Here is a 17,944-nt window from a genome sequence, read left to right as displayed (position 1 = left end):
GCAGTCACACAGAGATTAACTAAGAGGACACAAATCTACTCAAAGATTTAAAATTATTTTTTATTATTCGAAAGCGTAAACAAGTGTGAAACTTTGTTTTAAACCATTTGTATCATTTGATTCAAATTCCTCAAAACACACACAAAAATCTCTGATTATATCATCAAAATGAAGTTCCGTTTTAATTTTTTCGTCGCATAATTCAAAAGCTTCTACTTTAATATGATCTCTAAAACTGATTCCTTTTTCGTTCCTAATTTTAAAAATAGCTTCTTTTGCACCCCAAATCACAGTCAGTTTTCTTATGTATTCTATTCTTTCTTCAGGGTTTAAAAAGAGAAACTCCGTATCGGCGAATTTATCGGCAATGCGGATAATTTTTTCACGTTGCAATTCGATATCAATCCCAACAACTTCATCACTTAAAATTACGGCAGAAAATTGATGGGAATGGGTAATGGAAATATGTTTTCCGTCATACAAATGTGGTTTCCCGAATTCGTCATAATACAAATCAAAGTCTGTATAGCCCGCTTTCTGAAACAGTTTACGAACACTTAAAAAAGCACGCTGATGCATTTCGGACTTCATGCAGTTCAATCGGTTCATATTGCTATCATTGAGAACGACTGCCTCAAAAAGCTCTTGATAGGATTCGGTTATTTCCCAAACAAAAATTTTAGTTGATGAATTTAGGACTATTGTTTTGTATAAAGGCATTCTTGAATTATGAGTTGTGAATTATAAATTATGAATTGATAAACTCCATGTATAATTTAGCCCCGATAGAAGTGAAAATCCTTTTTGTCTCGTTTTTTTCGAGACAAAAAGATTGCAGCGAATAGCGGGATTAGCTCCAAAAAAAATTATTTATCTAATGTCCAAAAGATTAAGACATTAAACAAATCACAAATCTCGCATAAATTAGTTTATTTCTAAACTTATTGCCTAAATTTGCAAAAAATTTTACAATACAAATATACTATAAATGAGTACAACGACTATGCCTTTTGTGGCTTTCAAAGTAAAAGACATTTCTCTAGCAGCCTGGGGAAGAAAAGAAATTGAACTAGCTGAAGCTGAAATGCCAGGTTTAATGGCGCTTCGTGCTGAATATAAAGACGAACAACCTCTTAAAGGTGCTCGTATTGCAGGATGTTTGCACATGACAATTCAAACTGCTGTTTTGATCGAAACATTGATTGCTCTTGGTGCTGAAGTAACTTGGAGTTCTTGTAACATTTTCTCTACTCAAGATCAAGCTGCTGCTGCTATTGCTGCCGCCGGAATTCAAGTTTATGCTTGGAAAGGTTTGAACGAAGTAGATTTTGACTGGTGTATCGAGCAAACTTTATTCTTTGGTGAAGACAGAAAACCATTAAATATGATTCTTGATGATGGTGGAGATTTGACTAATATGGTTATTGACCGTTACCCAGAATTGGTTGCTGGAATCAAAGGATTGTCTGAAGAAACTACAACAGGTGTACACAGATTATACGAAAGAGTAAAAGCTGGAACATTACCAATGCCTGCTATCAACGTAAATGACTCTGTTACTAAATCTAAATTTGACAACAAATACGGATGTAAAGAAAGTGCTGTTGACGCGGTTCGTCGTGCTACAGACATTATGTTGGCTGGAAAAAGAGTAATCGTTTGTGGATACGGAGACGTTGGAAAAGGAACTGCAGCTTCTTTTAGAGGTGCTGGATCTATCGTAACTGTTACTGAAATCGATCCAATTTGTGCATTACAAGCTGCAATGGACGGTTTTGAAGTAAAAAAACTAGATACTGTTGTTGCTAATGCTGATATTATCATCACTACAACTGGAAATAAAGACATCGTTTTGGGTTCTCATTTCGAAAAAATGAAAGACAAGACTATCGTTTGTAACATCGGACACTTTGATAACGAAATTGACATGGCTTGGTTGAACAAAAACCACGGTGCTTCAAAAATCGAAATCAAACCACAAGTTGACAAATATACTATCGCTGGAAAAGACATCATCATTTTGGCTGAAGGCCGTTTGGTAAATCTTGGTTGTGCTACAGGTCACCCAAGTTTTGTAATGAGTAACTCATTTACAAACCAAACTTTGGCTCAAATCGAATTGTGGAAAAACAGCGCTGCTTACAACAATGAAGTTTATATGTTGCCAAAACATTTAGATGAAAAAGTAGCTATGTTACACTTGGCTAAATTAGGCGTTGAATTGGAAACATTACGTGACGATCAAGCTGCTTACATTGGAGTTGAAGTTCAAGGTCCATTCAAACCAGAATATTATAGATATTAGTATTAAGATTTTAGTATTAAGTATTAAGACCCTTGCAGAAATGTGAGGGTCTTTTGTTTGGATTTTAAACCTTCTTTAAAATTGTGTACATTTGAGAGAAATTTATAAAAAAAGATGGAAGAAATCGATAACCTGTTTAAATCTAGCAAATTTTTAGAAGGCAATTGCTCTGGAATCTACTTTCTTTTTGATGGAAATGAGCTTGTATATATAGGCAAAGGGTGGAATTGTTTACTTAGAATTGCTGAACATACGAGAAAAGATTCTGATAAGAAATTCACATCTTGGAACTACATTAGTATTAATGACATAAATGAGTATAATCGCATTGAAAAGGAATTAATAAAAAAACACAATCCCAAGTACAACAAAACACATAATAACCAAAAGGATACTATCCAATAAACTATGTTTAAAAAAGCACTCAACAACAAACTCAAATATTTTATATCTTTGTATTTCAATTGAATACTTATCAAAATGACTACACTTACCGTAAATATAAAAGACATTTCTCAAATTGCAATCATCAAAAAAATTTTGAAAGCTTTTGATGTGGAAGTAATTGAGCAAAATAATGAAATTACAAATCCAGCGATAATCGAAAGATTGGAGAAACACCAAAAAAACTTTCAGAATCCCGCCTATAGAGAAGATAACTACACCAAAGTAGACACTAAAGATATATGGGCAGATATATAATAGAAATAAGCAAAGAAGCTCTTGCTGATTTGTCAAAAATAAAAAAGTCGGGCAAGAAAACGGATATCTCAAAAATTGAAAAAATCTTTCTAGAATTAGAAATCCACCCAACAATTGGAATTGGCAAACCTGAAAAACTAAAATACAAAGACGTTAATATTTGGTCTAGACAGATTAACAAAAAAGACCGATTAATATATGAAATTATCGACCATGAAATAGTGGTAATTATCATTTCGGCTTTGGGACATTACAATGACAAATAGCAATCTCTTCAAAACACACAACATCAAAGCTCCTAATCTATCAAAGTTTAGGAGCTTTTTTTTTATAAAAACACCTAAACTAGCGGTTAACATATTTTAAAAATTTCACATTATAAAAGAAATCGAACTTAAATGCACTTTTTATTGCTTCAAAAACATAATTTTCAATATCTTAGTGTTTATAATTAAATAAAACGAACCGCTTTTACTCTTTAATTATCAACTCAAAACAAGACGCTTTGAAAAGAAAATCCCCCCTCTTCCTTTTATTTATATTTTTGATATTCTCTCAAATTATTTCATCTCAAGAGAAAAAACCTAAAGTAGTTTTAGTATTAAGCGGTGGCGGCGCCAAAGGAATAGCGCATATTCCGCTATTGCAAGCATTGGATTCTTTACACATTGTCCCTGACCTTATCGTTGGAAACAGTATGGGAAGTGTTATCGGAGGTTTATATGCCATGGGATATTCCGGCGACAGCATTGCAAGCATAACACAAAACATTGATTGGGACAAATTGCTCGGAGGAAGTTTATCTCTAAGAAATGTTAGCGTGGAAGAGAAAAGTGAATTTCAACGTTATCTGGCCGGAATAGGTATAAAAGATGGAAAACCAACTAGCGTCAGCTCCTTATTAAACGACCAGAACTTAAGAGAATACCTTTCTGAACTGACTTTTCCTGTTTACAATGTCAAAGATTTTGACAATCTCCCCATTCCATTTAGAGCCATGGCTACAGATGTTGTACATGGAAAAGAAATTGTATTAAGCAAAGGAAGTTTAGCATTTGCCATGAGAGCAAGTATGTCATTACCCGCTGTTTTTAAACCTATGTCTTATGACGAAACCCTTTTGGTAGATGGAGGTGTAATGAATAATTTTCCAACGGATATTGCCAAACAAATGGGAGCCGATATCATAATTGGTAGCGATGTTGGAGGAGGAATGGAACCTATGGATAAATTAAACAACTTGGTAACTGTACTAATGCAAACCAGCATGTTTCCAAGCAACATCAAAGATCCTGAGAACCGAAAACTATGTGATATCTTGGTGGATCATATGCCTAATTTAAGATTTTCCACAGCAGATTTTAATAAAAGTGACGAAATCTACAAAGATGGTAAAATTGCCACAAAACTCAACTTAGACGCTTTGTCTGCATTAGCCGATAAATTAAAAAACTATAAACAACGCACACACTACCTCCCCAAAGTCCCCAACGAATTTTTGATCGATACAATTGTTTACAAAAATATTAGCAAAGAAAACATTCCCTTGGTAATTGCCCGAACAGATATCAAACCACATAGAATATACACCACCAAAGATTTGATTCAAGGCATCAATAGAGCTATGGGGACCAATCTTTTTAATCAAATTACCTACAGTTATTTTATAAAAGACGGAGACAAATTAGGCCTAACACTAAATGGTTTTGAATATTCCAAAAATCAGGTAAACGCATCTTTGCACTATGATACCTATAGAGGTGTTGGATTAATTCTTAACTATACAGCCCGAAATATTCTCGCTCAATCCTCTCGTCTTGTCGTTACAGCTGATATTGCAGAACAACCAAAAGCAAGAATCGATTTTCAGAAAAATTTTGGAAAAAACAAAGACTGGTGGTGGGGTTCTGAACTTTATGGAGCATTTTTAAAACAAGAACTCTTTATAAGTGGAAAATCGGCTGACAATATGCTTTACAATGCATTTGAATTCAATAATGAAGCAAACCGAAATTTAAATTCTCTAAGAAGCTATATTGGCCTTGGCTTAAACTACAATTACACAGAGGTAAAACCCAAAAATGATCCCAATTTAAACCCTAACATACTATCCCTTAACAATTACAACTTTGAAGACATTGAGATGAATGCGCATTATTCATACAACAATATGGACAAAGTTTTTTTTGCAACAAACGGAATGATTTTAAGAGCAAACATAAACCGTTCTCTTTTTAGCGATACCAATATAAACTATACGGATACGAATTTAACCGATTATTCGGGACAAACAAATGGGTTCACTAAATTCGGATTCGGATTTGAAAAAAGAATGCAGCTAAAAAAGAAAGTTACTTGTATAATGGGTTTTGATGCTAACTTTATTTTTCAAGACAAACTTGAGAATGGTGATGTTTCATTTTCTGATTACGGTTATGCTTCAAAATATTTCCTTGGTGGCATTTTACCTAGTTCTGGCAGCAACCGCTTTTCTTTTCCAGGATTACACGAAGACGAAGTCAATGCTTCTCAATATATGGCGATCAAACTTGGTGCACAAATAAATCCATTAGGGAAAATTTATCTAACTCCTCATTTTAATATTGCAACTGTTGGTTTTGATAATTTCAACGAATACATTGGTGATGCTTTTAATCCAAAAGGGAATTGGGATAATGGCACAGAAACCAGTCTTTTACTATCCGGAGGAGCAGCCGCTTCTTATCTATCTATTTTAGGTCCAATCCATTTTGATGTTTCATGGGTCAATAATATAGACAAAGTGAGATTGTTTTTTAGTGTTGGATTTTCTTTTAATCCATCAAACTAATAACCAAATTACGATCAAAATATATTTTTAATGAACCTCTCAGTACCGATATTGACCCTATACTGAAAGATTCATTTTTGAAATAGCTAAATCATAACTATCTATTTATAAATAAATTATGTAATTTACGTCAAATTTACCAAAAAGTTCATTTTCAAATATTAACCTAAACCATTTCTATTGAAAAAAACATTCGTAGTTTCGTTGATATTATGCACCATCATCTCCCAAGCCCAAACGCTCAAATTAGGTGGACGCTTTCAAAAGACACAAGAAATGTATTGGGAAAATGGTGTTTCAGCCCAATATTCTTTCGCGAAATTTAAACCCAATCAATTTTTCATTGGGTTTGACTACGTAACTTCCAGATTGGGATCTGCCTATAATTCAAACGCTATCAAACAAGATAATTACATCTTTTCTGGCAGTTGGCAATTCAACAAAAATAAACCTTATCATTTTGTTACCCGTTTGAATATGGGCTATTTTTACTCGGATTTAGAAGAGGAAATTTTCAATGAAATTCCAAATACCGCCTTTCTTTTTTCACCTGAAATTGGTTTTACATTCAATATACCACAAGTGCCGGTCTCTCTAAATTTTGGCACTGGATATTATATTATCACAGAAAAAGAAGGCTATTCACCAGGAACTTTACAGCCTTTATACTTCCATCTTGACATTTATTATACGTTGTTTAAAAAACATATCTAATGAATAAATCGAACCTATTTTTCCTATTCGTCATTATGGCTTTATTCTATTCTTGTAGCGATCCAACCATTACGGATGATCTGCTCGATGGCAATGTCATTTTTGATCCTTCCTTATACAATCCTGGACAATTTTTGGTTTCGGCTAAATACCCAAATCCAACACCTGAAGATTTAAGCAAACACATTATATTGGTTATTCACGGATATTCTGCCACCACATTTGAATGGCAGGAATTCAAAGATTGGTCAAACGAATCTACCTATAGAATTTCTCAAGTTTTACTCGACGGACATGGCAGGGATTACGATTCTTTTAAAGCCTCAAAATGGGAAGACTGGCGTTCTGCCATAACTGATGAATATGAAAAACTAATAGCGCTTGGCTACACCAAAATCAGCATCGCCGGCTCATCTACGGGAGGAACCCTAATTCTGGAATTAGTAAAATCCGGTTATTTCAATAGCCATCTGCCTCCTAAAAATTTATTTTTAATCGACCCAATAGTAGTCTCTTCCAACAAACTTCAATCTATTATTGGTATAGTTGGACCAATGATTGTTTATGCTGAATCGGACCAAACTTCAGAAGAAAATAAATACTGGTATCGTTTTAGACCCTATCAAACAATCAATGAACTTAATGATGTAATGAAAGTGGTACGCAAAGGCTTAGAAGATGGAATAACACTTCCATCTGGAACTTATTTTAAAGTGTTCCATTCATTACACGATCCAGTTGCAAGCACAACAAGTACCGTATTAATCTACAAAGGCTTAAAAACAAGTACAGGAGCTCATATTGATGCGCAAATAATGGATTCTGACATTCACGTATTTACAAGATTAAGCTTGCGATCCAACGTCACTCCTTTGCAATATGCTAATCAACTTGATGCATTTAACCAAATAGCGAATAAACTAAATTAATCGACGCAATTAAGAACAATTCTAAAACAAAAAACCCGCTTCTTTCGAAACGGGTTTTGTAATAATATAGAATCTTTATGATTATGCTTCGAATGGAAGTATAGAAACATAAGATTTATTATCTCTTTTCTTTTGGAAGTGAACAACTCCATCTACTCTTGCGTGTAGGGTGTGATCTTTACTGATGTAAACGTTTTCACCTGGATTGTGTTTTGAACCTCTTTGTCTTACGATGATGTTCCCTGCGATAGCAGCTTGTCCACCAAAAATCTTAACGCCTAAACGTTTTGATTCTGATTCTCTACCATTCTTGGAACTACCGACACCTTTCTTGTGAGCCATGACGTATTAGTTTATTTTGTTATTATTCTTGTGTATCTTCTTTTTTAGCTTTTGGAGCTTTTTTTACTTTAGGAGCAACTTCTGCTACTTCTTCTGTAGTTGCTTCAACTGCTACCTTTTTAGAAGCTGCTTTTTTAGGAGCTCCTCCAACAGTAATACCTTCAATTACAATTTGAGAAAGATATTGTCTGTGACCATTTCTTTTTTTGTATCCTTTTCTTCTTTTCTTTTTGAAAACGATAACTTTATCTCCTTTTAAGTGTTGTAACACTTTAGCTTCTACTGAAGCACCTTCTATAGCTGGGGCGCCTATTGTGATTGAACCGTTATCGTCTAACAAATAAACTTTATCAAAAGAAACTTTTGATCCTTCTTCATTTGCCAAACGGTGAACGTAAACCTTTAGGTCTTTGCTTACTTTAAACTGTTGCCCTGCTATCTCTACGATTGCATACATACTGAATTGTTTTAATAATTTTTAAGGTTGCAAATATACAATTAAATATTTACCCTGCAATCCTTTACTGAAAAATATTTCATAGCTTTTTCTTCACCTATTTCATCCTATTTTTGAAACACTTACCGTTGCAAAGTAAAATAACGTTAATATATTCCCAATGATGAATTTACCTACTTTCTACAGGATAAAAAAAGGTATTTTTGCTATGACAAAATCACAAAACAATTACCATTAAAAACAAACAATGATGTCAAGTGCCGTATTAACATTAGGAGGAGTTGCTTCAGCTCAAAAAGTAGTTTTCGAGGAATACGATTTAGACAACGGTTTGCATGTTATTTTACACCATGATGATTCTGCCCCTGTTGTTATTACTTCTGTCATGTATCACGTGGGTGCCAAAGACGAAAATCCAGACCGAACCGGTTTTGCACATTTCTTCGAACATTTATTATTTGAAGGAACCAAAAACATCAAGAGAGGTGAATGGTTTAAAATTGTAACTTCAAATGGAGGAACAAATAACGCCAACACCACCGACGACAGAACCTATTATTACGAAATATTTCCATCAAATAATTTAGAATTGGGACTTTGGATGGAATCCGAAAGATTATTACACCCGATAATCAACAAAATTGGGGTTGACACCCAAAACGAAGTCGTAAAAGAAGAAAAAAGAACCAGCTACGACAACAGACCTTATGGAAACATCCTTGCGGCGGTAAAAGAAAATATGTTCAAAAATCATCCTTACCGATGGACAACTATCGGCTCAATGGAACACATAGATGCTGCAACTCTAGAAGAATTTCAAGCATTCAACAAAAAATTCTATTTGCCTAATAATGCTGTTTTGGTTGTCGCCGGAGATTTCGATAAAAAACAAGCCAAAGAATGGATTCAAAAATACTTTGGTCCAATTCCGAAGGGAGAAGTTGTTCCTAAAAAGACCTTCATCGAAGAACCAATAACTGAAACGATCACAGCTACCTACGAAGACCCCAACATTCAAATCCCAATGTTGGTAGCAAGTTACCGAACTCCATCCATGAAAAGTAGAGACGCCAGAGTATTGGACTTAATCTCTTCGTATTTGAGCGATGGCAAAAGTTCAAAATTGTACAAAAAAGTAGTAGACGATAAAAAAATGGCACTACAAGTTGGAGCTGTTGGCTTTAGCCAAGAAGATTACGGCATGTACATAATATATGGATTACCAATGGCCAACTTCACCACCAAAGACATGCTTAAAGAAATTGACGAAGAAATTGTAAAAATCCAAACCGATTTGATTTCTGAAAAAGATTATGAAAAATTGCGAAACAAATTCGATAACACTTTCGTGAACACAAATGCAACTATAGAAGGGATTGCGAACAATCTGGCATCTTATTACCTATTATACAAAGACATCAACCTAATCAACACCGAAATTGAACTGTACCACTCGATTACACGGGAAGAAATAAGAGAGGTCGCCAACAAATACCTAAATCCAAACCAACGTTTACTTTTAGATTATATACCGGCAAAACCCCTTAATTAAAGAGCCCAATATCATAAAAAGACTATTACAGTATTCATCCTTTTCATCACTAACAGGAATTATGCAAGCAACAGAACGCACGCAACCCAAACCCGGAAAATCACCTATAATCAATATCAAAAAACCACAAAGCTTTGTTTTGGACAATGGTATGAAGATATTGGTAGTAGAAAATCATAAATTACCTAAAGTATCCTTCAATCTAACGTTAGACAACGCTCCTTTTGCAGAAGGCAACAAAAAAGGAGTCGATGAATTGACCAGTAACTTAATTGGAAATGGTAGTAAGATAACAACAAAGACTGCTTTCAATGAAGAAATCGACTTTTGGGGAGTAGATATCAATTTTAGTTCCCACGGGGCTACAGCAAATTCACTTTCCAAATACAGTGGAAGAATTTTGGAACTAATGGCAGAAGGTGTCTTACATCCAAATTTCACACAAGAAGATTTTGAAAAAGAAAAGGCCAAATTAATCGAAGGGATGAAAGCCGAAGAAAAAAGCGTTCCTGCAATTGCCAGTCGCGTTGTCGATGCTTTAGCTTTTGGAAAGAACCATCCTTCAGGTGAATTTATGACTGAAGAAACACTAAACAACATAACTCTTGCCGACGTAGAAACAAATTACAAAACTTACTTCGTTCCCGAAAACGCATACTTAGTAATTGTTGGCGATGTTAAATACGATAATGTAAAAATAGTCGTAGAAAAATTATTTGGTTCTTGGGAGAAAAAAAACACGCCAAAAACACCATATGACATCCCTGCTAATGTATCAAATTTACAAATCAATTTAGTTGATGTACCAAATGCAGTTCAGTCTGAAATCACATTGGTAAATACCGTAAGTTTAAAAATGGGAGATTCTGATTTTTTTCCTGCCGTAATTGCCAATCAAATTCTGGGAGGAGATTTCAACAGTTATTTAAACATGAATTTACGTGAAGAACACGCTTGGACTTATGGCGCAAGATCCGGCATAGCAGCTGGAAAATACACATCCAAATTCTTTGCTAAATCTGCCGTAAGGAATGCCGTTACCGACAGTGCCGTTATGGAATTTATCAAAGAAATAAAACGAATCCGTACCGAGAAAGTTACCGAAGAAGTACTTGCAACCGTAAAAGCAGGTTACATTGGAAGATTTGTGATGCAGGTTGAAAAACCACAAGCCGTTGCTCGTTATGCATTAAACATAGAAACCGAAAAACTTCCAGCTGATTTTTACGAGAAATACATACAAACAATCAACGCCGTGACAGCTGATGATGTACTGCGTGTAGCCAACAAATATTTCTTAATAGACAATATGCGAATTGTAATTGCAGGCAAAGGATCTGAAATTACTCCAGGATTGGAAAAACTAAAAATTCCGATGTTCTATTTTGACAAATATGGAAACCCTATAGAAAAACCGATTTTGAACAAAGAAATCCCAACAGGAATCTCTGTCAAAAATGTACTTGAGAATTACATCAAAGCAATTGGAGGACAGGAAGCAGTTTCGTCGGTAAAATCTATTACTATGATAGGATCAGCCACAATTCCACAGGCCCCAACACCTTTAACCTATACCTCAAAAACAGACACTAAAGGAAATTCTTTGGTAGAAATTTCAATGGAAGGAATGAGTATGATGAAACAGGTAATTACCCCAAAAGGAGCCTACACCATTGAACAAGGACAACGCAAAGATTTTGAAGGAGAAGAGTTAGCCGAAATGCAAGCATCAGCAACTCCATTTGAAGAACTTCTTTTATTAAAGATGAACGAACTAACTATCGACAGAATTGAAACCATCAATGGAAACGATACCTATGTTGTCAAAAACGGGAAAAACAACTATTTCTACGATACCAAAAACGGACTTAAACTAGCCGAATCTAAAATCATAGATCAAGACGAAGAAACAATTATTGTGACTACCAATTTCAACGATTATCGAGAAGTAAAAAGTGTGAAAATCCCTTTTAATATCATACAAAACATAGGCATTGAACTGGATATAAAAATGTCTGAAATCACAATCAACGAAAGTGTAAAAGATACTGATTTTCAATAATTCGTATTTTTCTTTTACCAACTGAGTTTGATTATTCCTTTTTTTCTGAATGATGGCAAAAAAGCAAAAATCCAACTCTTTAGCCCCGATTAAAGTGGAAATCCTTTTGTGCCGGGGTTCGGCACAAAAGATTGAAACGAAAAGCGGGACTATATTTCCAAAAAAGCCAAATCTTTCTGCTCCAAAAAACAACAATTGAACTCAGTTTGGACCAATAAAAAACCATTCAGAACAAGACACAAAAAAACCGCCAATCTCACGAAAGGCGGTTCTTTGTTTTATTCCTTAATAACATCTCCCTTTTTATCGTAGAAATGATATTCCAAATACGTGTAAGCGTCACGTGGTATGATTTTCACCCATTTTTTGTGTTCAAAAAACCATCTTGAACGCAATGATGGAAAACCTTTACTGAGGTATGCAGCCACAAACGGATGTACATTAAGCACTACTTTATTGTGGGTTTTTAAAACTCTTTCCAGATCGGAAGCGATTTTGTCAATGATTAATATTGGCGCTTCAATTTCGCCATTTTCATTGTTTGGATCTTCTTCTCTAGTTTTTATGTTAACTTCTGGTCTTACGCGTTGTCTGGTAATTTGGACCAACCCAAATTTACTCGGTGGTAAGATTTTGTGTTTCGCTTTATCGTCGCTCATTTCTTCTCTCAAGAAGTCGAACAAGACTTTACGATTTTCAGGATTAGACATATCGATAAAATCAACTACTATGATTCCGCCCATATCACGAAGACGCAATTGTCTCGCTATTTCGGCGGCTGCAATCATATTGACTTCCATGGCTGTATCCTCTTGGTTGGTAGCTTTATTGGAACGGTTTCCGCTATTTACGTCAATGACGTGTAAAGCTTCTGTGTGTTCTATAATAAGATAAGCCCCTTTACTCATGGAAACTGTTTTCCCAAATGAAGTTTTGATTTGTCTCTCTATATTGTATTTCTCAAAAATTGGTGTGTCTTTGGACTGATAGAACTTGACAATTGATTGTTTGGATGGTGCAATTTCTTGCAAGTAATCCTTTGTTTGGTTGTACAACTCTTCATCATCTATCTGAATACTACTGAAAGTATCATTAAATACATCTCTTAATATTGAAGAAGCTCTGTTGAGCTCTCCTAATACTTTGGAAGGATGATGAGCAGTTGGTAATTTTTTACACATTGCAGTCCATCTGCTTAGCAGGTTCTGCAAATCTTTTTCTAATTCTACTGTGCTTTTGCCTTCGGCTACTGTACGAACAATAACGCCAAATCCTTTTGGTTTGACTGATTGTACAAGACGTTTCAAACGTTCCTTTTCTTTTTTGTCTTCTATTTTTTGTGAAATAGAAACTCGGTCAGAAAACGGAACCAAAACAATAAATCTTCCGGCTAGGGAAAGCTCTGCACTTATCCTTGGCCCTTTGGTCGATATTGGTTCTTTGACAACTTGTACCAAAACAGATTGATTGGCACTAATTACATCTGTAATCGTACCATTCTTGTCTATTTCTTTTTCAAACTGAAAGTTTTTTAGGGAGAAATCTTTTATTTTACCTGCGCTTACAAGTTTTATGAATTTCAGTTGGGAAGCTAAGTTAGGTCCTAAATCATGATAATGTAAAAAGGCATCTTTTTCGAAGCCTACGTTTACAAAAGCAGCATTAAGTCCAGCAACGGGTTTTCTTATTTTGGCAATAAAAATATCACCTACTTGAAAGTTGCTTTTCTCTTCTTCCTTGTGTAATTCAATTAGTTTTCCATCTTTTAATAAGGCAAAATCCACAAAATCAGAACTAGACCGAATGATCAATTCTTTATTCATTTGTAAATTTTTATCCGCACTTTGTGTTTGTTGTTTGTTGTTTGTAGTTTATAGTTTGAACCATAAACAGAAAACAATAAACCAAAAACTTTTTAGTACAGATGGATTAAACAATAATTTAACAGGTATTGTACCCGGGGAGATTTTAGATTTCTGTCCCGATATCTATCGGGATTGATTCTTGATTTTAGATTTTTTAAATCTGCAATCTTAAATCGGTAATCTACAATCTTAAATCTCAATTTCAATGAACTTAAAAAAGAAAAAAGTAGTTTAAAACTACTTTTTCTTTTTGTGACGGTTAGCTCTCGCTCTTTTTTTACGTTTGTGCGTCGCTACCTTATGTCTCTTTCTTTTTTTACCACTTGGCATATCTAATAGATTTTATGATTAATTAATAGTGTTATTTTGCTTCGTTGTTCACTTTTACACCTTCAACAAAAACTTTCGCAGGTTTGAATGCAGGAATGTTGTGTGCTGGAATTTTAATAGTGGTATTTTTGGAAATATTTCTTCCAGTTTTTTCAGCTCTTGTTTTAACGATAAAACTACCGAAACCTCTTAGGTAAACATTGTCACCAGTTTCAAGTGAGTTTTTTACTTCGTTCATAAAAGTCTCTACGGTTGCTTGCACATCCCCTTTTTCAAGACCTAATTTTTCTGAAATCTTCGCTACGATATCTGCTTTCGTCATTTTCTTTCCTTTTTATTATGTTGTAATAATTTTTTTGAGTTTGCAAATATATGAATTTAAAAAACAATAAATCAACCTAATTCGTTAAATTTTAATTACATAAACAATTACTTTTGTTTTCAAATTTTTTACAATGAAATTTCACAACACGCTAATTAAGTGGTACTTACAAAACAAGCGCGATTTACCGTGGCGAAAAACTACCAATCCGTACCCGATTTGGCTCTCCGAAATCATGCTTCAACAAACAAGAGTGGCTCAAGGAACACCTTATTTTTTATCATTTACTACGGCTTTTCCGACTGTTTTTGATCTGGCAAAAGCCAATGAAGAACAAGTCCTAAAACTTTGGCAAGGATTAGGGTATTATTCACGCGCACGGAATTTGCACAAAACCGCACAAACCGTCGCCTTTGAAATGAACGGCATCTTTCCGGACAATTATGCCGACTTGCTAAAACTTAAAGGAATTGGCGAGTACACTGCCGCGGCAATTGCGTCCTTCTCCTATAATGAATGTGTTCCCGTGGTTGACGGAAATGTGTTCCGGGTACTTTCACGCTATTTTGACGTGGAAACCGACATTGCACAAGCTTCAGCCAAAAAAGAATTCGCTGCTTTGGCTTTCGAACTAATGCCAAAAGACAACCCTGCGCTATTCAACCAAGCCATAATGGAATTTGGCGCACTGCAATGCGTACCAAAAAATCCAAATTGCACCGAATGTGTCTTTAATAATAGCTGTGCCGCTCTGCAAAAAAAGAAAGTAGATCAATTACCCGTAAAATTAAAGAAAACTAAAGTTCGAAATCGCTACTTTAATTATATAGTAGCCGTCGATGATTTGGAGAACACTATCATCCAGAAACGCACCGCCAAAGGAATTTGGCACAATCTATATGAGTTCCCTTTAATCGAAACCGACAAAGTCGAAGATTTCGAAACCGTGGCCCAACAAATCAGCCAAAATTTTTTCCAGGAAAACAAAATAGAGAGCCTATTGGAATACAATGAAGAAAGTATCGTCCATAAACTCTCGCACCAACATTTGCACATCAAGTTTTGGAAAGCAAGTTTAAAAGGCACAATCGAAAATGGTATTGACCTCGAAACAGCCAAAACTTTCCCATTCCCGATCGTGATTCATAATTTCATAGAAGAGAAACTGTGAAATTAATTGGGGGTGACCCTATAAAACAACGGGGCCAAATTATAGCAACGCGAATTTTGCCCCATTGTTTTATAGCGTCGGGCTATTCGCGCTACTTCGGTAGCTAGCTGCTATCCCTCACCCAAGTCAAGGAACAAGAAGTTCAGTATTTATGATGACATTTAACAACAAAAGTCTTTATAACTTTCTTCCTAAATATCATTATAAAACACACCACGAATAACTATTGATGTTAAATTAAAGCCAAACTACTTTGTTTCATACGTAGGATATTTCTACTTTTATAACATAAAAACACTTCACTTTGAAAAAAATTATTCTTTTATTAAGTCTGAATCTTGGATTGACAATATTTGCGCAAACCAATCCCGAAACAATCAAGAAAAACCAAGAAGCCATAATCGAAGAATTTGTTACAAATTGTGCCGAAAAACATAATTATAATTATGAAATGACCGAATGGCAACAATGTCTTGATACCGGAATACAAAAAGACAGTACCATATCATATTTGTGGCAACAAAAAGCCATGCCTTATTTCAAAGCTAGAAAATACGAAGTTGGGATGGTATATTTAGACAAAGCCGTACAACTGAATCCTCAAAAACATCAAGCTTACAGAGCTTTTATCAAATGTATTTTTGCCAAAACGTACAAGGAATCCATTTCGGATTTCGAAGATTGCATCAAGAAATTTGGAAATAGCTACGTAATGAACCATACCTATAATTTTTATATTGGCTTATGCTATTTGCAACTGAATGAATATGCCAAAGCAGAGAAACTTTTTGGAGAATACAATGATGATATTTTTAAAAACCGACAAGGACTAGAGCATCCTACCGCTTTATTTTATTATGGAGTTTCAAAATATGAACAAAAAAAATGGGAAGAAGCAATTGTTGTTTTTGATAAAGCACTAAAATTGTACCCTAATCTATCTGATGCAAAATATTATAAAACGATTTGCTTGGTTCGATTGAATAAAAAAGAAGAAGCAAATAAGTTATATGAAGAAGCAAAACAAGACGGGAAAGCGGGTTATACATTAAATGAGGATAATGTCGTTTATGAAATATATCCTTATCAAGTACGATGGAAATCATAAATCAATGCCTACTTCATTACTAATCTCAATGTTAATGCAAACAATAATATGAAATCAAAACAATCTTTATTAATCGAATTACTCTTTATAACGACTCTTTCTTTTGCACAAACCAATCCTTTAATCGTCCCTTCAAATATCGTTTTACCAAAAGACACTTTGATAGCCAATCATCTTCTGAAATCCTTAAATGGTTTTTTGAGTCAAAAAGAAAGCCCAAACAAAGAGAATGTTTTTGTCTTAAAAGATGATTTACTTGAAACTTCAATCCTTTTGGACGAAATGAAAGGAATTGAGAAAAGTGTCAAATTCAAAGATGATAATTTCTACAAAGGTTATTTAACCAATGTGGTGCAAATCGACAAAAGCAATTTCATAATCCAGTTCTCTTACATAGGTATAAATGAAAACACACCAGTTTTAAACGCCAGTTTTGAAATTCTTGCCAAATACATAGACGACAAATTCTATTTCCTATCCCCTTTGCAACGTAACACACTTTCTTGGCAAACCAAAAAAATAGGGAATACTACTTTTCATTTTAAAAAAGAACTAAACACCAAAGTCGCCACTGAGTATGTAAAAGATGTCGCATTGTTTGACAAGAAACTAAATGCCCAGCAGGACAATATCAGTTGGTACGGATGCAACGATATGCCGGAACTGCTTAAAAGCATTGGAGTTTTGTATAAATTAGAATATAATGGACGTTCTGTGAGCACTTTTAATGCCAATGAAAACAATACTACTTTATTGGTAAATGGAACTTATAATACCAATTTCAATAGTTTTGACCCCCACGATTTATGGCACGAACGAGCTAGAAATGCTATTCCAAAAAATACAATCAACAAACCAGTTGATGAAGGTTGCGCTTATCTTTACGGAGGAAGTTGGGGAATTAGTTGGGCACAAATCCTAAAGACATTCAAAGAAAAAGTAGCCTCCAATCCAAAATCAGATTGGTTGAGTTTGTATGACGGGTTTTATAATTTTGGCGAAAGCAAAGAAAAACATCTAATCGTTAGCTATTTGATTAACGCTTTAATCGTTGAAAAAATCGAAAAAGAAAAAGGATTCCCTGCCGTTATTGAATTGCTTAGTTGTGGTAAATACGAAAAAAACAATGATAATTATTTCAAGGTTCTTGAGAAACTAACAGGAATCAACAGAAGCAACTTTAACGAAAGCGTTTGGGCATTAATCAAAAAAAGCGGGAAGTAGCAAAAGTAATTTGGGGTTAGTAAAACTGAAT

General features: G+C 34.6%; 17 protein-coding genes. 12 read left to right on the top strand and 5 right to left on the bottom strand.

The annotated features are described in order from the left end of the window. Positions 1–63 precede the first annotated feature (63 nt). Positions 64–720: a 4'-phosphopantetheinyl transferase family protein gene (locus tag HQN62_RS04375; protein WP_116796264.1), complete on the bottom strand. Its 657-nt coding sequence runs from the start codon at positions 718–720 to the stop codon at positions 64–66. 268 nt (positions 721–988) lie between these two features. On the opposite strand from HQN62_RS04375, the gene ahcY reads away from it, so the two are divergent. The 7 genes from ahcY to HQN62_RS04340 all read left to right on the top strand — a co-directional run bounded on the left by ahcY (position 989) and on the right by HQN62_RS04340 (position 7,480). Continuing rightward, entirely contained in the window at positions 989–2,305 is a 1,317-nt protein-coding gene (ahcY, locus tag HQN62_RS04370) for an adenosylhomocysteinase (RefSeq protein ID WP_116796265.1), read from the top strand. A 114-nt stretch (positions 2,306–2,419) separates the two neighbouring features. Then, positions 2,420–2,710, top strand: coding sequence for a GIY-YIG nuclease family protein (locus tag HQN62_RS04365; RefSeq protein WP_173503461.1), 291 nt, complete (start codon positions 2,420–2,422; stop codon positions 2,708–2,710). Between the two features lie 75 nt (positions 2,711–2,785). Then, the gene (locus HQN62_RS04360) at positions 2,786–3,007 is read left to right on the top strand and encodes a DUF2683 family protein (RefSeq protein ID WP_173503460.1); all 222 of its coding nucleotides are present in this window, start codon (positions 2,786–2,788) and stop codon (positions 3,005–3,007) included. Then, complete coding sequence (locus HQN62_RS04355; protein ID WP_173503459.1) at positions 2,992–3,273, top strand: Txe/YoeB family addiction module toxin; 282 nt, start codon at positions 2,992–2,994, stop codon at positions 3,271–3,273. Before HQN62_RS04360 ends, HQN62_RS04355 begins: the two co-directional genes overlap by 16 nt. 239 nt (positions 3,274–3,512) lie before the next feature. Beyond that, positions 3,513–5,837: a patatin-like phospholipase family protein gene (locus HQN62_RS04350; RefSeq protein ID WP_254454478.1), complete on the top strand. Its 2,325-nt coding sequence runs from the start codon at positions 3,513–3,515 to the stop codon at positions 5,835–5,837. Positions 5,838–6,017: 180 nt separating this feature from the next. Next, positions 6,018–6,551, top strand: coding sequence for a hypothetical protein (locus HQN62_RS04345; protein ID WP_173503458.1), 534 nt, complete (start codon positions 6,018–6,020; stop codon positions 6,549–6,551). Next, positions 6,551–7,480 carry an alpha/beta hydrolase gene (locus HQN62_RS04340; protein WP_173503457.1) on the top strand — a complete coding sequence of 310 codons (930 nt, stop codon included), beginning with the start codon at positions 6,551–6,553 and terminating at the stop codon, positions 7,478–7,480. Before HQN62_RS04345 ends, HQN62_RS04340 begins: the two co-directional genes overlap by 1 nt. Positions 7,481–7,561: 81 nt before the next feature. Here the strand turns inward: HQN62_RS04340 and rpmA are convergent, their stop codons facing one another. Further along, positions 7,562–7,822, bottom strand: coding sequence for a 50S ribosomal protein L27 (gene rpmA, locus HQN62_RS04335; protein WP_100432219.1), 261 nt, complete (start codon positions 7,820–7,822; stop codon positions 7,562–7,564). A gap of 22 nt (positions 7,823–7,844) precedes the next feature. After that, positions 7,845–8,279, bottom strand: a complete 435-nt coding sequence (rplU, locus tag HQN62_RS04330; protein ID WP_173503456.1) for a 50S ribosomal protein L21 — start codon at positions 8,277–8,279, stop codon at positions 7,845–7,847. 247 nt (positions 8,280–8,526) lie between these two features. Here rplU and HQN62_RS04325 point away from each other — a divergent pair, with 247 nt between their 5' ends. Both HQN62_RS04325 and HQN62_RS04320 read left to right on the top strand, forming a co-directional pair. Beyond that, the gene (locus HQN62_RS04325) at positions 8,527–9,831 is read left to right on the top strand and encodes a M16 family metallopeptidase (protein ID WP_371811636.1); all 1,305 of its coding nucleotides are present in this window, start codon (positions 8,527–8,529) and stop codon (positions 9,829–9,831) included. Positions 9,832–9,892: 61 nt separating this feature from the next. Then, on the top strand, positions 9,893–11,893 hold the full coding sequence (locus HQN62_RS04320; RefSeq protein WP_173503455.1) for a M16 family metallopeptidase: 2,001 nt from the start codon (positions 9,893–9,895) through the stop codon (positions 11,891–11,893). 278 nt (positions 11,894–12,171) lie between these two features. On the opposite strand, the gene HQN62_RS04315 is transcribed toward HQN62_RS04320, so the two are convergent. Together HQN62_RS04315 and HQN62_RS04310 are read right to left on the bottom strand one after the other, a co-directional pair. After that, entirely contained in the window at positions 12,172–13,716 is a 1,545-nt protein-coding gene (locus tag HQN62_RS04315) for an Rne/Rng family ribonuclease (RefSeq protein WP_116798396.1), read from the bottom strand. A 403-nt stretch (positions 13,717–14,119) separates the two neighbouring features. Then, entirely contained in the window at positions 14,120–14,410 is a 291-nt protein-coding gene (locus HQN62_RS04310) for an HU family DNA-binding protein (protein ID WP_035634379.1), read from the bottom strand. 133 nt (positions 14,411–14,543) lie between these two features. Here HQN62_RS04310 and mutY point away from each other — a divergent pair, with 133 nt between their 5' ends. From mutY to HQN62_RS04295, 3 genes are all read left to right on the top strand, one after another. Next, on the top strand, positions 14,544–15,581 hold the full coding sequence (gene mutY / locus HQN62_RS04305) for an A/G-specific adenine glycosylase (protein ID WP_173503454.1): 1,038 nt from the start codon (positions 14,544–14,546) through the stop codon (positions 15,579–15,581). 304 nt (positions 15,582–15,885) lie between these two features. After that, positions 15,886–16,689, top strand: coding sequence for a tetratricopeptide repeat protein (locus HQN62_RS04300; protein WP_254454477.1), 804 nt, complete (start codon positions 15,886–15,888; stop codon positions 16,687–16,689). Positions 16,690–16,737: 48 nt separating this feature from the next. Further along, positions 16,738–17,913 (top strand): hypothetical protein, encoded by a 1,176-nt coding sequence (locus HQN62_RS04295; RefSeq protein WP_173503453.1) that lies wholly within the window; start codon positions 16,738–16,740, stop codon positions 17,911–17,913. Positions 17,914–17,944: the final 31 nt, after the last annotated feature.

It is taken from the genome of Flavobacterium sp. M31R6 (assembly GCF_013284035.1).
Taxonomy (GTDB): domain Bacteria; phylum Bacteroidota; class Bacteroidia; order Flavobacteriales; family Flavobacteriaceae; genus Flavobacterium.
This window is presented reverse-complemented; position numbering and strand designations above follow the sequence as displayed.

Bases quoted from the DNA above. Each gene is read 5' to 3' on its own strand.
- HQN62_RS04375 (WP_116796264.1), bottom strand. From the start codon at position 720: ATGCCTTTATACAAAACAATAGTCCTAAATTCATCAACTAAAATTTTT.
- ahcY (WP_116796265.1), top strand. From the start codon at position 989: ATGAGTACAACGACTATGCCTTTTGTGGCTTTCAAAGTAAAAGACATT.
- HQN62_RS04365 (WP_173503461.1), top strand. From the start codon at position 2,420: ATGGAAGAAATCGATAACCTGTTTAAATCTAGCAAATTTTTAGAAGGC.
- HQN62_RS04360 (WP_173503460.1), top strand. From the start codon at position 2,786: ATGACTACACTTACCGTAAATATAAAAGACATTTCTCAAATTGCAATC.
- HQN62_RS04355 (WP_173503459.1), top strand. From the start codon at position 2,992: ATGGGCAGATATATAATAGAAATAAGCAAAGAAGCTCTTGCTGATTTG.
- HQN62_RS04340 (WP_173503457.1), top strand. From the start codon at position 6,551: ATGAATAAATCGAACCTATTTTTCCTATTCGTCATTATGGCTTTATTC.
- rpmA (WP_100432219.1), bottom strand. From the start codon at position 7,822: ATGGCTCACAAGAAAGGTGTCGGTAGTTCCAAGAATGGTAGAGAATCA.
- rplU (WP_173503456.1), bottom strand. From the start codon at position 8,279: ATGTATGCAATCGTAGAGATAGCAGGGCAACAGTTTAAAGTAAGCAAA.
- HQN62_RS04325 (WP_371811636.1), top strand. From the start codon at position 8,527: ATGATGTCAAGTGCCGTATTAACATTAGGAGGAGTTGCTTCAGCTCAA.
- HQN62_RS04320 (WP_173503455.1), top strand. From the start codon at position 9,893: ATGCAAGCAACAGAACGCACGCAACCCAAACCCGGAAAATCACCTATA.
- HQN62_RS04315 (WP_116798396.1), bottom strand. From the start codon at position 13,716: ATGAATAAAGAATTGATCATTCGGTCTAGTTCTGATTTTGTGGATTTT.
- HQN62_RS04310 (WP_035634379.1), bottom strand. From the start codon at position 14,410: ATGACGAAAGCAGATATCGTAGCGAAGATTTCAGAAAAATTAGGTCTT.
- mutY (WP_173503454.1), top strand. From the start codon at position 14,544: ATGAAATTTCACAACACGCTAATTAAGTGGTACTTACAAAACAAGCGC.
- HQN62_RS04295 (WP_173503453.1), top strand. From the start codon at position 16,738: ATGAAATCAAAACAATCTTTATTAATCGAATTACTCTTTATAACGACT.